Source organism: Altibacter lentus (assembly GCF_000746845.1).
GTDB lineage: Bacteria > Bacteroidota > Bacteroidia > Flavobacteriales > Flavobacteriaceae > Altibacter > Altibacter lentus.
This window is the reverse complement of record NZ_KN050846.1, coordinates 3,061,208-3,076,250: the sequence shown is the minus strand read 5'-3', so window position 1 is coordinate 3,076,250 and position 15,043 is coordinate 3,061,208. Positions and strand designations below refer to the sequence as shown.

The following is a 15,043-nucleotide window of genomic DNA, read 5'->3' as shown; positions in this document are numbered from 1 at the left end:
CTTATTTTTTTAAGATTTGCAAAGAGAATTGCCCACTACCATTACTCAGTTTTAATACGTAATTGCCGGTAGCAATGCCATCGAAGTTTAAAGTTTGTTTATGGTCTCCTGCCTCCTTCTCTTCGGAAGAAAGAAACGTACGTATCAACTTTCCGGAGACATCGTATAAGGTGATTGAGATCGTTTCGGCTTGAGAAAGAGTGTATTCTAAGGTTGTTTCCGAAGCAATTGGGTTGGGATAGATAAGGGTAGCGGCTTTAGAAATTGAGAAATCGATTGTTCCTAAGACCAATTCGGGTAGGTATCTAATTACAATTTGAAAAGTTTCGTTATTCTCATTTCTATAATCTCCAGCGACTACTATTTTTTGATCTGATTGAATTTCCATATTTGAGTCATTAAAATACCAGTCGGTCTTTAAATCAGAAATAACCCTACCATTAGCGCCGGCAGCCAGATCAATTTGACCATTGGACAACAATCGAATCATGGCGTTTCTGTAAAGGCCCACCTCATCGGCATAGGTCATACCCGAAATAACTATCTTGCCATCAGAATTGAGCGCCACCGCATTTAAACGATCGTTTCTATTTCCCGCCACATCTGCTATTAGAACACCATTATCACCAAAGTTCGTGTCAATGTTGCCATTTGGAAGATAACGAACCACGGCAAAATCGTTCGTACCACTTGTCCCGTTATCTGTTGTTCCGGCAGCTATAATTTTACCGTCGGGTTGTAAGGCCAGATCTTCAACGCGTTCATTGCTATTGGCTCCAAAATTTGTTGTAACGATTCCGTTAGTTCCAAAACTTGTGTCCAGGCTACCGTTTGGCAAATAACGAAGCAAAGCAAAATCAATATTATTACCGTTGTTACTAATACTTGCGACTAAAATTTTTCCATCTGGTTGCAGTAAAATGTCGTAAGCACCACTTCCCGAAGTACCCACTTGCGTTTTTACAATACCGTCATTATCGAAGGAACTGTCTAAATTTCCTTCATTAGTAAAGCGAAGTATCGTTACTACACTAATGTTATTGCTATTTTGAGAGCCTCCCCCTACGAGCACTTTATTATCGTTCTGAATAGCAATCGAGGTTGATAAATGATGAGAATTACTTAAATTGTTTATAATAACCCCATCATCACCGAAAGACGTATCTATGGAACCATCTGGGTTTAACCTAGCTGTTGCAAACATAGTTTGTTTACTGCCGTCCGGATTTAGATGATAATGACGCCCGGTAGCAGCTATCTTACCATTCGGCCCAACAGCCACCGCGTTCACATAGCTTTCAACATTTGCGATGAAAACCGAAGCCATTCCATCATCACTGAACGTTTCATCTAAAGTGCCATCGGTATTGTAACGGGTAATTCCAAATTGTGCACCACTACCACCTCCTCCAACAATAATCTTTCCGTCATTTTGTAAGGTCATCGCATTATTGATCCAATTATAACCGGGAGTATCATTGTATGCAATACCATCCTCCCCAAACGTAGGATCTAAAGCGCCTTGTTGACCATACCCTTGGAGAATGGCTCCTAGCCAAAATAGTACCATTAGTAACTTGTGAAAATTCATAAATTATTGTTTTAAAATTTTTAAAGAAAATTGCCCACTACCATTACTCAGTTTTAGTACGTAATGGCCGGTAGCAATGCCATCGAAATTTAAGGTTTGCTTATGGTCTCCTGCCTCATTCCCTTCGGAAGAGAGAAAGGTACGTATCAACTTTCCGGAGACATCGTATAAGATGATTGAGATCGTTTCGGCTTGAGAGAGACTGTACTCTAAGGTAGTTTCCGAAGCAATTGGGTTGGGATAGATAAGCGTAGCAGTTTCAGCTACTGAAAAATCTAACACCCCTAACACTGGTTCTGCTACGTATCTAAACAAAATTTTGAAAGGGGTTCCTTCTTCATCCCTATAACTCCCGGTGACTACAATCTTATCATCATCTTGAATACCCATGCATGATCCCTGAACAAACCATTCAGATTCTAAGGGAGAAATAATGCGTCCGTTATTACCTACCGATGTATCGACAGTTCCGTTTGGTAAAAGACGCACCAACGCATTTTTATAGCTATTTAAAGTTCCGTTTCTGGTAACGCCTGTTACTAAGATTCTGCCATCACTTTGTAAAGCCACGTCATACGCATAGTCATCATTATTCTCTTCAATATCTAAAATAAGTAAACCGTTATTACTAAAGGAATTGTCCAGAGTACCATTAGAAGTATATCTTGCTATACCATAATTACGATCAGTATCTCCAGAATAATATAATGTTCCCGTGGCGATAATTTTTCCGTCTGGTTGAACTGCAAGTCCTATGACTCTTTGATCATCACCTGTTCCAAAATCCGTGCTTACAAGACCTCCATTGCCAAAAGTTGCATCGAGAATCCCATTAACACCATATCGTGCCAAAGCAAAAATATCGTATCCATTAAAGGTTCCGGAAGTACCAACTAAAAATGTACCATCTGGAAGTAATTTAATATCATTTACAATATTATTACTTGAACCAATTTGTGTTTTAACAATCCCGTTGTCTCCAAATGACGTATCTATTGACCCATTATTATTATACCGCACTAATGTTGCTACATAATTACCATTTGTTGATCTTGAATTACCGCCTACTATAATTTTCCCATTGGGTTGACAAATTATAGATTTAGAAAAGCTGGAATAAGTTACATCTGTTAGTACACGACCATTATTTCCAAAAGATGTATCCAAAGAACCATCGGCGTTAAGCCTGGCAGTAGCGAATTGATTTCGTGTTTGACCGTTAGAAGGGTCAATGACCAAATGTCTACCACAAATAACAATTTTACCATCGTTCTGCAAGTCGACTCCCCATGCTTCCCCTTCCAAATAATCCCAAGTAATTACAGCAATTCCATTCGTTCCAAATGTTGGGTCTAATAATCCGTCGGTAGTATATCTTAAAATTTCGAAGCCACTTCCACTTCCAACTGTTACAATCTTACCATCAGGTTGCAAAACAAGAGCACTTGATATTAAACCATTCTTATAAGCTACACCATCCTCCCCAAACGTAGGGTCCAGCGCACCTTGCTGACTGAAAGTCAACAAACTGCACAGAAAAAATACGGAACTTAGTGTGGTAATTTTTAATCGCATGCAGAGGTATCTTTACTTAAAGATACCCAAATACGAAAAGGTTGCCAAAAAAAGATTGAAATTGTAAGAGTTTACCTTGAATAATTAGGAGCTTCCTTGGTAATAGTAACGTCATGCGGATGACTTTCATGGATGCCCGATGAGGTGATCTTAATGAATTTACCGGTTGTTTTTAAGGTCTCAATATCTTTAGAACCGCAATATCCCATCCCGGCACGAAGTCCGCCAATGAATTGGGTCATGCTTTCCACCAGATCGCCTTTGTAAGGTACACGTCCTACAATACCTTCCGGCACCAGTTTTTTGATATCATCCTCCACATCCTGAAAGTATCGATCTTTCGATCCTTGTTTCATCGCCTCTACAGAGCCCATTCCGCGATACGATTTGAACTTTCGGCCTTCGTAAATAATGGTCTCCCCCGGCGATTCTTTGGTTCCTGCCAGCAAGGATCCCAGCATAACACTGTCGGCTCCGGCAGCCAAGGCCTTGGGGATGTCTCCCGTATATCGAATTCCGCCATCGGCAATTACGGGAACGCCGCTTCCCTTGATCGCCGCAGCGACCTCCAGTACGGCTGAGAATTGTGGAAATCCTACCCCCGCCACGACTCGTGTGGTACAGATGGAACCCGGTCCTATCCCTACTTTCACGGCATCTGCCCCGGCATCGACCAGATATTTAGCAGCTTCGGCCGTGGCAATGTTTCCTACTACTACGTCCAATTGGGGAAACTTCTTTTTTACTTCTTTCAAGACAGACACAACACCTTTCGTATGCCCGTGTGCCGTATCGATGATAACGGCATCCACTTGTGCCGCTACCAGTGCTTCGGCACGTTCCACAGCATCGGCAGTGACGCCTAATGCCGCAGCGACCCGTAATCTTCCATACTGGTCTTTATTTGCCGTAGGTTTCTGCGTAAGTTTAGTGATGTCGCGAAAAGTGATAAGCCCTAATAAAGTACCATCATCATTCACTACCGGCAATTTTTCGATCTTGTTCTTCTGAAGGATGATCTCTGCTTCCTTTAAGGAAGTTCCTTGGGCAACGGTAACAAGGTTTTCGGAAGTCATTACTTCACTAAGCTTTCTATCGTAGTTCTTCTCGAACCGAAGGTCACGATTGGTTACGATACCTATTAACTTTCCGTGGGAATCGGTAATAGGGATCCCACCAATACTGTACTCCTTCATGGTCTGCTGGGCATCCCCTACGGTAGCATCTTTAGAGAGCGTTACCGGGTCCTGGATCATACCGCTTTCGGCTCTTTTCACCCTGCGAACTTCGGCTGCCTGCTGCTCGATGGTCATATTCTTATGTAGCACCCCAATACCTCCTTCACGGGCCATGGCAATAGCCATAGCGCTTTCTGTAACGGTGTCCATAGCTGCAGACACGATAGGAACGTTTAATGTGATGTTTCGCGAAAATTTGGTTTCAATGGAAACTTCTCGGGGTAATACTTCAGAATAGGCAGGCACTAAAAGTACGTCGTCGTAGGTAAGGCCTTCTCCAAGAATCTTGTCGTTGTGTGCAGTCATCGCAATTAAAATTAACTTCCGAAGTCCCGAAAGTGGTTACGTATTAATTGCGTGCAAATATACTATATAAAGTTGAGATTTATCGTCTTTTATATAATTGAATTAGCAAGGCGATAGCTCCCACGATATAAACCGCCGTCATTACCGTGCCGGAGATCATCACCACATACTTCATCCAAGAGATTCCTTGCCACATTAAATAGATCCCACCAAAGGTGAGTACGATCGAAACGAAGGGTTCGATCATTAAAAAAGCTTTTAGATTTTTGGGAAGGGAGGTGAGTGCCAATAGACCTCCCAAAAAAAAGAAGATAAAGGAGATCGATAAAATATGAGTATGGAGTATGGTAAGCATCTCGCGCTCTCCTTTTTTGAATTTCATCACCGCCGGATCCTCGATATCTTCATTCCCCAGGTAGTTCTCCTCAATACCTGCAGGTGTCGTGGTATCGGTTTGCCCCACGAATAATAAGCCCGTTCCATACCCAATGCTCAAGACCACTACAAAGGCTGCAATAAAATGTCTTATATGCTTCGGAAAGGTATGGATGCGCCCGTGCAGTTGCATTATAGTTTGTTTTGTTTCTGAAGGATGGAAATACTCTCTAAAAGATCGTTCATGGCCTTGGTCATATTACGTACCGAAATGGTCGCGCCACTAATAGGGATGATCTCCTGATTGTATCGCAGTTCCTTGGCACCGGCCGGAACGCCGTCAAATTGTTGTAACCAACGTTTACTGCCTATCTCCCCGCCGTACTCCTCACGGTAGATCAGCACTTTGCTCTTGGTAATGATGAACTGTTTATCGAATAGCACTAAATAATCGAACGTGGCGGTCTTACTGGGCGCATTCCCAATATAGCCATAGCCTGTAAATTTGTTATTTACAAAAACCTTGAACAGATTCTTATCACCGAATTGCGAAGGAATTTTTTCTTGATCGGCTTCAGAAATAGAAATGGTCTCTTTTCTAATGGCTTCTGTTTCGTAAAACTTCTCCATGACCTTATCGGCTTTCTTCTCTACATTCGATGGAATGGTAAATGCACTCAAGAAGAGTATTATAATAACAAGTAACGGCATTTTTTTGATCATGTTACAAAGGTATTTAACAATTCGGACTTCATAAAATTTTTAAATGGGAATACCTCTTGTGTGTACAAGAGGCATCCCGGCTAATGAACATTGCTTAGCAGCTTAGAACCAAACTCCGATCCCAAAGTTCAAACGATCGTCCACATCTCCGTTCTCTACATTGTTATCTCTAAACTGGTAGTCTCCTTTAAGCACCACCCCGGGGGCAATGTGATAGCTCAATCCGGTGGTGATATCGGTACGGTTGTACGCATCATTTCTCATAAGATCACCATCGGTATTTGCATGAGTATCGTAATTCTCGTATCGCGCGAAAGCGTAAAGTCGTTGCTTGGCTGTAAGTGGTAAGAGGTTATAGGCTCCTTCAATATAATATCCTTGCAAGGCACTCCCCAGGTCTCGTCCTGTGAGATCGTTATAAGCTTCGGTATCGTTCAATGAAGCGTAAATGAATTGCCCTCTTGCGGTAAAACGCTGAAAGCCATATCGTGCATCGAAGCCTACCATAGCGATCCCGATATCGGCTCCATCAAGCATATCCACATCGTCTTCTGCTTGAGTTCTTCCGAAATAACCCGACAATCCTAATCGCAATCCCGGGATTCCGTAGTAATCCAGCTTGGTAGAGAACGTTGGGGAATCAATTGTTGACTGTATCCCTTTTTGGCGTCCGCCACGTAAACCGCTGCTTCCGCTTAAAAATCCGTTGGCTCCGCCTTCTCCGTCTGAAACCGTAGATTTAAATCCGTTGAAGATATAGGCCTGGTATCCTAAAGAAGCATCCGGGAAACGCCCGGTGACCCCTACTCCAATCTCACGCCAGGTGGTAGGAACAATGCTGTTGTCTACGGCAGGTCTTTCGACACCATTGAATGTAGTTGGTTCGTGGAATTCGTTAACGATACCCATAGGTACCAACATCAATCCTCCGCGTAAACTCACATTATTGCTTACCGCATAGTTAACAAATGCTTGCTCTACAAATACTTCTTCAACATGTTCAAACTCGATCTCGGACACAAACTGTGTCTTTTCATTGAACTTATATCCCAATAGTACTACCAGACGCTGTACGTCCAATTCACCATTATCGCCTTCCGGCTGATTGTAATTGATCTCACCATAGGCACCAATGGTCACAGCTTTTCCGTAGTTTCCGGAAAGGATACGTTGTGCCGCGTTCTGTTGAAGTTGTGGGTCTACAGAAATAGAATCGTTGGCGGTTTGCGCCACGCTCAATGAAGTAACTAATAAAAGGGTTAGAATTGTTAGATTTCTCATGAATTTTATTTAGACTGAATATAAATAGATGTTTTTTCCAGCCGCAAAAATAAAATCAAAAAGGAGATCTCACAAGCTTATTTAGAATAAATTTAAATAAATTTTGATTTGTTTTTTTATTAATTTGAAAGTGAACTATTTATTGCTTGATATCTCCAGTTGCGCCTTATACTGAAGCCTTGCCACGGTGGCCCATTGCAATAAAAGAACGGTATCTTCTTCTGAAAGGTCCCCGTGGATCCAGGTGTAGGAATCCAAAGGCATTTCACCCTCTTTTACCATTTCGATCACTTCTTCCAGTTTGTGGTCTTTTTTCTTGGCAGAGTAGCTTTCCCATTGGGATACATTAAAATGGCCTTGACCGTGTTCTATGTGTTCTGCCAACCAAAATGAAAAGGGCGCTATTTCGGCATACCAGGGGTATTGTGTGTGATCGCTGTGACAGTCGTAGCAATTCTCCTTCAGTATAGAAGCTACCTGTGCCGAAGGCTTTGTTTCTCTTTCAAAAGTCATGACACTTTCATACCCTGCCTGATTCTTTTCCGGACGTATAAATTGAATAATGACCAAGGCGATCAAGGCCAAAACAAGGAAAATCTTTATTGCTTTTTTCATGGTTGCTGCTTTTTAGATTTTAGATAGAGTATTACTGCCTTTCGAATATCGGAAGCAGCTTCACTTTCCATAGGTTCATACACCTCCAATACACCCGGATGCTTTGGCGTGAGAAAAGGAATATCATACCCTTTTAATAAGAAATCACTAAAGGCGATGGTGTAGTTTTCATCTTCATCAATCGCTTCACCTCCCAGTAACCAACCTCCGGTAGAACTCTCCGCAATGTTATATCGTTGCAAATAGGCTCCTGTTCCACCGCTTGCCTTTCCGTAGTCCAGCACCTTTAACAGCAGGGCACCTTCCATCTGTACTTTTACCACATTCCCTCCAAAAGGCAACACCCTGAAAATATCCAAACTGGTCACTTCTCCTGCAAGCATATCGTCCAAGCGTATGGAACCGCCATTCACTAAGGCCCCATCAACATCATGGGTAAAAGATAATGCCATAGCATGGGTTATAATTGCTCCTAAGTTGGTCTGTACTCCTCTACTTGCACTATCGGTTCCATCCAAAGGCGGATAGGCCATATAGATCACTTCGTTAGGATTGTCGATCACCTCCGAGACTGATTGCTGTAATATCTTGTCCCATTTTGCCACGATAGCGGCTACTTCGGGTTTGGACGGCGTTCGCTCGTCTATGGGAAGTAACTTCGAATCGATCTGGAGCTTTTTTGTTTGAGTGCTATAGGTTAGCGTATGTACATAGACCGTTTTTGCATTGGCGTCTGCCTTTACGATCGTCCCGTTTTGGGTAGATACCTGCATGCTGTTGTGCTCATGACCGCCCATAAATAGCGGTACCTTCGGTAATTGACGGGCTAATTCTTTGTCTTGTTCCAGAGTGACATGGGTCAGCCCGAACACCAGGTCGGTGATGGGTTCCAGATCTTGATATGCCCGTTTTGCTTCGGAAAGTACATCACCATAAGACACAAATTCCTGCGGATTCGAATCCAGGGTCACACTAAAAAATCCAAGGGTGATCTTGGTTCCATCGGAATCGGATAGTTTAAAAAGTTGGGTATCGCCCACCGGAACCGCGGCACCGTCACGCCAGTACACGAAAGGAATGGTATCTCCGGCCAGCACGTGCCGCACATTGGCCGAAGTCCAGGGGAACTGTGATTCGTTCAATCGTTTTTGAAGGCTTGCTTCGCCTATGTCAAACTCATGATTTCCAAATGTCACCAGATCGAAATCCATAGCGTTCATCACTTCTATCATCTGTTTCCCTTGGATGCGTTCTCCTTCGTACTTAATGGTGCCCAATAGCGACGGATTTAAAAAATCGCCGGCCATGAGAAGAAACGTATTTGGATTTTGGCGTTGTATCGAATCCCGTACATAGGCAACACGAGCCAATCCGCCATATTTCCCTCCGCTTAAAGGGGCGATCTCGTATACATCATTAAGCTGAATAAAGGTAAACGTAATGATGCCATCGTCCTTTCCGTTCGCTACGGTATTCTGTTGTGGCTTGCAGGCCATTAATACCAATAGAAAAAGTAACGAAAAATAGTACTGTGGTTTCATATCAATGGTATTTTGTAAAAATCTTAGTGGCTTGGTTATGTGCACTTTCAAAAGACATAGGATTAATACCACTGTCAATCTTTTCCGCAGTAAAATAACTAAGCATCTTTTCTGTAGGCATGTTACCCGTCAATTCATCCTTGGCCATGGGGCAACCGCCAAAACCTTGAATAGCTCCGTCGAATCGACGGCAACCGGCTTTGTATGCTGCGTCCACCTTTTCATGCCAAGCGGTAGGCGTGGTGTGTAAGTGCGCCCCAAATTCTATGTGGGGGTATTGCGAAATGAGACTAGAGAATAAATAGGTAATGATCTCCGGTGTGGAGGTGCCAACCGTGTCACTTAAGGAAAGGATCTTTACCCCCATAGCCGAAAGTCGTTCGGTCCACTCGCCTACGATGGCGACATTCCAGGGATCACCATACGGATTCCCAAATCCCATGGATAAGTATGCAACGACTTCTTTCGAATGCTTGTCTGCCAGCTCGAGAATTTCCTGTAGGACATCAATGGACTGTGCAATGGTCTTATGCGTGTTCCGCATCTGGAAATTTTCAGAGATGGAAAAAGGGTATCCCAGATAATCGATTTCCGGATGCTGTACTGCTGCTTGCGCTCCGCGAACATTGGCGACAATGGCCAATAATTTACTTTGCGTCTGTGTCAGGTCTAATTGCGACAGTACCGCTGCTGTATCCTGCATTTGAGGAATCGCCTTTGGAGAAACAAAACTCCCAAAATCAATGGTGTCAAAACCGCATCGCAATAAAGACTGAATGTATTCTACTTTTTCGATGCTTGGTATCCAATCTTTAATGCCTTGCATGGCATCTCTGGGACATTCTATGATCTTGACGTGTTGCATTAGGATAAAGATATAAATTCCCGAGCAGGGAAAAATCTATTCGTTTAAAAAATCTAAGGGATCACGATATACAAAGCAATCCCCACAAACACAAGTATCTGAAGCCATTTCAAAACAACTCCAACGACCCTTCCTTTGGTAAGAAACCGCGAAATACTTCCGGCCAGCAATGCGATGGTGCTAAAAGTGAGAAATGAAACCACCATAAATGTGATTCCCAGAATATAGAATTGTAGAACGGTGTTTTCCGAAGGATCCCACAAAAAGGCCGGGAAGAACGCCAAGAAAAAGATCATGACCTTCGGATTTAAGAGATTCATGATCACACCTATCTTGAACAGCTCACCGTATGATTTTTTTGGAGCATCGCTCGAATACGAAACATCAGGAGTGCTTTTAAAAACTTTATAGGCCAAGTACAGCAAATAAAGCGCGCCTAAAATCTTGATCGTATAGAAAAGTGTTTCCGAAGCAGTGATCAACGCAGAAACTCCAAAAGCTAATAGGCTGGTGTGAACAATACACCCACTAATGAGACCCGCCGTGGTCGCAATACCACTTTTGGCACCGTGGGTCAATGATTGTGTAAGCACGTAAATATTATCCGGTCCGGGAGAAAGTGCTAACGCCAGCGTTGCCAGCATAAAAAGGTACAGGTGCTCAATCATTCCTGTGCTGCTTCAGTAGCGTTTTGTTTATCTCTTTTACGAGTTTGGGACCTTCGTAGATAAAGCCGGTATAAAGCTGCACCAAACTCGCTCCGGCATTCAATTTTTCAAGCGCATCCTTGGGCGAATGGATCCCTCCGACACCAATCACCGGAAAGGCATTTTGGCTTTTTTCACAGAGAAATTTGATTACTTCGGTCGATCGGTCTGCAAGAGGTTTCCCGCTCATACCGCCCGTTTCATGCTGTACTGGCGATCGCAGACCCTCACGGGAAATGGTAGTATTGGTTGCGATCACCCCGTCTATTTTAGTTTCTGAAACGATCTCGATGATATCCAGCAATTGTGCTTCGGAAAGATCCGGAGCGATTTTTAATAATATGGGTTTGCGCTGTGGCTTTTCTGCGTTCTGCTGCTGAAGCTTCAGCAAAAGCCGGGTAAGAGGTTCCTTATCCTGAAGCGCCCTAAGATTGGGCGTGTTGGGTGAACTTACATTCACCACAAAATAGTCGACATGGTCGAACAGCGCCTCAAAACAGATCACATAGTCGGTAACGGCTTCTTCATTGGGTGTCGCCTTGTTCTTCCCAATATTACCTCCAATGAGTACATGACCCTTTCCTGAAGGATTTTTCTTTAACCTTTCCACGGCTTCTTCTACCCCTCCATTGTTAAATCCCATACGATTGATGAGGGCCTCATCCTCTAACAAACGGAACAACCTCTTTTTCGGATTGCCCGGTTGGGGCTTCGGCGTAAGCGTTCCTATTTCAATAAATCCGAAGCCAAAATTGGACAGTTCGCGATACAATTTCGCATCCTTGTCGAAGCCGGCTGCCAGTCCCACCGGGTTTGGAAAGCTAAGCCCAAAAAGTTCACGTTCTAGCCTGGGGTCTTTTACATTGTAAATACTTCGGAAAAGGCCTCCCATCCCTATCCGGTTCATAAAACGAATGAGTGAAAATGTAGTGTGATGAATTTTTTCAGGATCGAAAAGATACAGGATGGGTCGAAGGATCGCTTTGTACATAGGCGTGAAAATCTTTTGCAAAAATAGTATTAAAGTGCGTAATAGTTAATTTGAATATGTTTTAATTTGTACTGAAAATCTAACTGTATGATCGACAAACAACACCTCATCAACCGATTTATAAGTTATGTCACCGTGGACACCGAAAGTGATCCTGAGAGTAACACAACGCCAAGCACCATGAAACAATGGGACCTTGCGAATGCGCTTGTGGAAGAATTAAAAAGTATTGGTATGGAGGAGGTAACCATAGATGAACATGCTTACATTATGGCAACCTTGCCTTCTAATGTGGATCACGAAGTACCGATTATTGGATTCATTTCACATTTTGACACCACTCCCGATTTTACGGGCGCCAATGTGAAGCCCCAGATCGTAGAGAATTACAATGGCAAGGACATAGTCCTAAATAAAGCCCAGAATATTATTCTTTCTCCGGACGATTTTGAGGATCTGTTGTTGTACAAAGGCAAGACCTTGATCACCACCGATGGCACCACGCTATTAGGTGCCGATGATAAAGCAGGCATCGCCGAGATCATATCGGCCATGGAATATCTTATCCAACACCCCGAAATTAAACACGGAAAGATTCGTGTGGGATTCACACCCGATGAAGAAATTGGTCGTGGGGCGCATAAGTTTGACGTTGAGAAATTTGGAGCAGCATGGGCCTATACCATGGATGGCAGTCAAGTAGGTGAACTGGAATATGAGAATTTCAATGCGGCTAGTGCCGTTGTAAGCATCAAGGGCAAGATCGTTCACCCGGGATATGCTAAGGGGAAGATGATCAACAGTATGTATATCGCAACAGACTTTATCAATTCGCTCCCCCGCCTCGAAACGCCTGAACATACCGAAGACCGACAAGGATTCTTTCACTTGTACAGTATCAAGGGCGGTGTAGACGACACCAAACTACAATACATCATTCGGGATCACGATCGCGAACATTTTGAGGCACGAAAAGAGATGCTACTGAAGCTGGCAGACGATATCAATGAACAATATGAACGCGAAGCCGTATCTGTTGAGATAAAGGACCAGTACTTCAATATGCGGGAAAAGATAGAACCCGTGATGCACGTCGTGGACATTGCCGAAGCGGCCATGAAAAAGGCAGGCATTACCCCATTGATCAAACCCATTCGCGGAGGAACCGATGGATCGCAGTTGAGCTACATGGGTCTTCCCTGTCCCAATATCTTCGCGGGAGGACATAACTTCCACGGCAGGTATGAGTACGTTCCTGTGGAGAGCATGCAAAAAGCGATTGAGGTGATCGTACATATCGCCCAACTCACAGCCGAACGAACCTAAGCTTCAGAAGAAAATAAAATCCATAAAAAAACCCTTCAGAAATTCTGAAGGGTTTTTTATTAATAGACTGTACCACTATTTTTTCGCAGGAGCATTTTCCTTATTGGTAAGTTCCATGGAAAGCGCAGAGCGTTCAAATTTTACTTTTCCGGCTCCCGTTTCAATAATACAAGTGCCATCTTCGTGAAGCTCCAGCAGTTTGCCGTGTAATCCACTTTTGGTGACCACTTTATCACCTTTTTTAAGTCCTTTATCAAAATTCTTTTCCTGCCGAAGTTTCTTTCGCTGAGGCAGTACGATAAAGAAAATGATAAAGACTGCAAATAATAAAAGGGGGCCAAGAAATTGTTGCATTTCTGCGCTCATAGTGTGTGTTTTATTGTGCGGAATTCGTTTGGATCATGGAAGAGGCATTTCCTGCCTGTCCTTCAGGAGCGTTTACGAACGCCTTAATCTTAAGGGTCTCTTTTCCGGCAGCAGTATTAGCCGTAATTGTTACGGTCTTGCTTACTTGATTCTTTCCGCTTCCGTTGAATTTTACCAGTAATTCACCTTTTTCTCCCGGTGCAACAGGTGCTTTGGTATACTCAGGTACAGTACATCCACAGCTACTTTTTGCATCGACGATCACCAAAGGAGCATTCCCTGTGTTGGTGAATTTAAATACGTGCTCTACGGGTGTATTCTGTTCGATAGTTCCAAAATCGTATTCGGTCTCTTCGAAAGTCATTACAGGCACTTCACCTGCTTTTGCGTCACGATCTGCAGCAGCAGCTACATTTTCTTCGTTCACTTTATCTGCTGCGTTCTCTTTACAAGAAGTAAAAGCAACTGCAGCGAGTACTGCTACTAATAAGATTGATTTTTTCATAGAATAAAAATTTTTAAGTTTTAAGCGTGGCTAAAGTACTTATTTTTTTGTTTTTATGTAAGACCCCTGCCAATTTTATTTAATTTCTTTGCTTCGGTAAATTCCTTTACGATCTTGTCCAGGATCCCATTAATGAACAGACTGCTCTTGGGCGTAGAGTATTCCTTGGCAATTTCAAGGTATTCGTTAATAGTGGCACGTACAGGAATAGAAGGGAAATTGAGAAATTCTGTAATTCCCATTTTTAGTATGATCATATCTAGTTCTGCGATCCTTTCGGTATCCCAGTTAGGTGTTTTGCCGTCGATCTCCTTACTCAACTTCTCTTCGTTAAGAATGGTCTTTCGGAACAAGGTCACGGCAAAATCTCGGTCCTCTTCATTTTTATACAGCTCCGGAAGCAACACCGTCTTGACATTCTTAGCCGATACTTTGGACAATACTTTTACCAAGGCAGTATTTACAATAGGAAAATCATCCAACCAGGTAAGGCGTTTATCTTCCAAATAGTCATAAAGCTTATCATTGGGAGCAATGATCTCCTTATACATTTTTACCACAAAATCCTTATCATCAGCAAAAGTAGGCGCACTCATAGCGAGATAGGCATCATACCATTCTTGCTGCCTTAATGACTTTAAAAGGATACGTACGTACTCATCGTCTTCTTTCCAGTAATTGAGTTTCTTCTTTTTGATCGCTTCTGAAAGGGAAGATTGCTCGGCTATAAGCTGAAGCAGTTTATTGTTCACAAAATTCTTGCTGGGATTCTTCTCTTTTGCCGTAGGCAAATGCTTGTTCTGCGATTTTACAAGATATTCCTGGGCTTGATCACGCATCTCGACCAGGATCTGAAGCATTATAAGATAAAGGTCCTCCATCTGGTCCAAGCTATACAGCAAGAACTTTTCCTGTTTCTCAATATCCTGATAGGCTGTTTGGTTGAAGGCATACACCGACTGTAATACTTTTACCCTAATATGTCTTCTTGTTAGCATATAGAAAGAACTTGTAAATAACAACGCACAAGAAACTCTT

General features: G+C 42.9%; 15 protein-coding genes. 1 reads left to right on the top strand and 14 read right to left on the bottom strand.

The window, feature by feature from the left end; all coding sequences use genetic code 11:
* Position 1: 1 nt before the first annotated feature.
* From JS40_RS14940 to JS40_RS14295, 11 genes are all read right to left on the bottom strand, one after another.
* The gene (locus JS40_RS14940) at positions 2-1,591 is read right to left on the bottom strand and encodes a T9SS type A sorting domain-containing protein (protein WP_051957633.1); all 1,590 of its coding nucleotides are present in this window, start codon (positions 1,589-1,591) and stop codon (positions 2-4) included.
* Between the two features lie 3 nt (positions 1,592-1,594).
* Positions 1,595-3,166 carry a T9SS type A sorting domain-containing protein gene (locus JS40_RS14340; RefSeq protein WP_034261681.1) on the bottom strand — a complete coding sequence of 524 codons (1,572 nt, stop codon included), beginning with the start codon at positions 3,164-3,166 and terminating at the stop codon, positions 1,595-1,597.
* Between the two features lie 71 nt (positions 3,167-3,237).
* Positions 3,238-4,710 (bottom strand): IMP dehydrogenase, encoded by a 1,473-nt coding sequence (guaB, locus tag JS40_RS14335; RefSeq protein WP_034261678.1) that lies wholly within the window; start codon positions 4,708-4,710, stop codon positions 3,238-3,240.
* A gap of 79 nt (positions 4,711-4,789) precedes the next feature.
* Positions 4,790-5,278 (bottom strand): hypothetical protein, encoded by a 489-nt coding sequence (locus JS40_RS14330; protein ID WP_034261676.1) that lies wholly within the window; start codon positions 5,276-5,278, stop codon positions 4,790-4,792.
* Positions 5,278-5,808, bottom strand: a complete 531-nt coding sequence (locus tag JS40_RS14325; RefSeq protein ID WP_034261674.1) for an FMN-binding protein — start codon at positions 5,806-5,808, stop codon at positions 5,278-5,280. Before JS40_RS14325 ends, JS40_RS14330 begins: the two co-directional genes overlap by 1 nt.
* 102 nt (positions 5,809-5,910) lie before the next feature.
* Positions 5,911-7,089, bottom strand: coding sequence for a porin family protein (locus JS40_RS14320; RefSeq protein WP_034261673.1), 1,179 nt, complete (start codon positions 7,087-7,089; stop codon positions 5,911-5,913).
* Positions 7,090-7,224: 135 nt separating this feature from the next.
* Positions 7,225-7,704: a heme-binding domain-containing protein gene (locus JS40_RS14315; RefSeq protein ID WP_034261671.1), complete on the bottom strand. Its 480-nt coding sequence runs from the start codon at positions 7,702-7,704 to the stop codon at positions 7,225-7,227.
* On the bottom strand, positions 7,701-9,245 hold the full coding sequence (locus JS40_RS14310; protein WP_034261669.1) for a bifunctional metallophosphatase/5'-nucleotidase: 1,545 nt from the start codon (positions 9,243-9,245) through the stop codon (positions 7,701-7,703). The genes JS40_RS14315 and JS40_RS14310 overlap by 4 nt, the downstream gene beginning before the upstream one ends.
* Position 9,246: 1 nt before the next feature.
* Positions 9,247-10,110 carry a hydroxymethylglutaryl-CoA lyase gene (locus JS40_RS14305; RefSeq protein ID WP_034261667.1) on the bottom strand — a complete coding sequence of 288 codons (864 nt, stop codon included), beginning with the start codon at positions 10,108-10,110 and terminating at the stop codon, positions 9,247-9,249.
* A gap of 53 nt (positions 10,111-10,163) precedes the next feature.
* Positions 10,164-10,778, bottom strand: a complete 615-nt coding sequence (locus tag JS40_RS14300; RefSeq protein ID WP_034261665.1) for a LysE family translocator — start codon at positions 10,776-10,778, stop codon at positions 10,164-10,166.
* Positions 10,771-11,808 carry a quinone-dependent dihydroorotate dehydrogenase gene (locus JS40_RS14295; RefSeq protein WP_034261663.1) on the bottom strand — a complete coding sequence of 346 codons (1,038 nt, stop codon included), beginning with the start codon at positions 11,806-11,808 and terminating at the stop codon, positions 10,771-10,773. The genes JS40_RS14300 and JS40_RS14295 overlap by 8 nt, the downstream gene beginning before the upstream one ends.
* A gap of 87 nt (positions 11,809-11,895) precedes the next feature.
* Here JS40_RS14295 and pepT point away from each other — a divergent pair, with 87 nt between their 5' ends.
* Positions 11,896-13,134: a peptidase T gene (gene pepT, locus JS40_RS14290; protein WP_034261661.1), complete on the top strand. Its 1,239-nt coding sequence runs from the start codon at positions 11,896-11,898 to the stop codon at positions 13,132-13,134.
* 75 nt (positions 13,135-13,209) lie between these two features.
* On the opposite strand, the gene yajC is transcribed toward pepT, so the two are convergent.
* The 3 genes from yajC to nusB are packed head-to-tail and all read right to left on the bottom strand — an operon-like array spanning position 13,210 to position 15,003.
* Entirely contained in the window at positions 13,210-13,500 is a 291-nt protein-coding gene (yajC, locus tag JS40_RS14285; protein WP_034261659.1) for a preprotein translocase subunit YajC, read from the bottom strand.
* Between the two features lie 10 nt (positions 13,501-13,510).
* Positions 13,511-14,005, bottom strand: a complete 495-nt coding sequence (locus JS40_RS14280; RefSeq protein ID WP_034261657.1) for a DUF1573 domain-containing protein — start codon at positions 14,003-14,005, stop codon at positions 13,511-13,513.
* A 53-nt stretch (positions 14,006-14,058) separates the two neighbouring features.
* Positions 14,059-15,003 (bottom strand): transcription antitermination factor NusB, encoded by a 945-nt coding sequence (gene nusB / locus JS40_RS14275; protein WP_034261656.1) that lies wholly within the window; start codon positions 15,001-15,003, stop codon positions 14,059-14,061.
* Positions 15,004-15,043 lie beyond the last annotated feature (40 nt).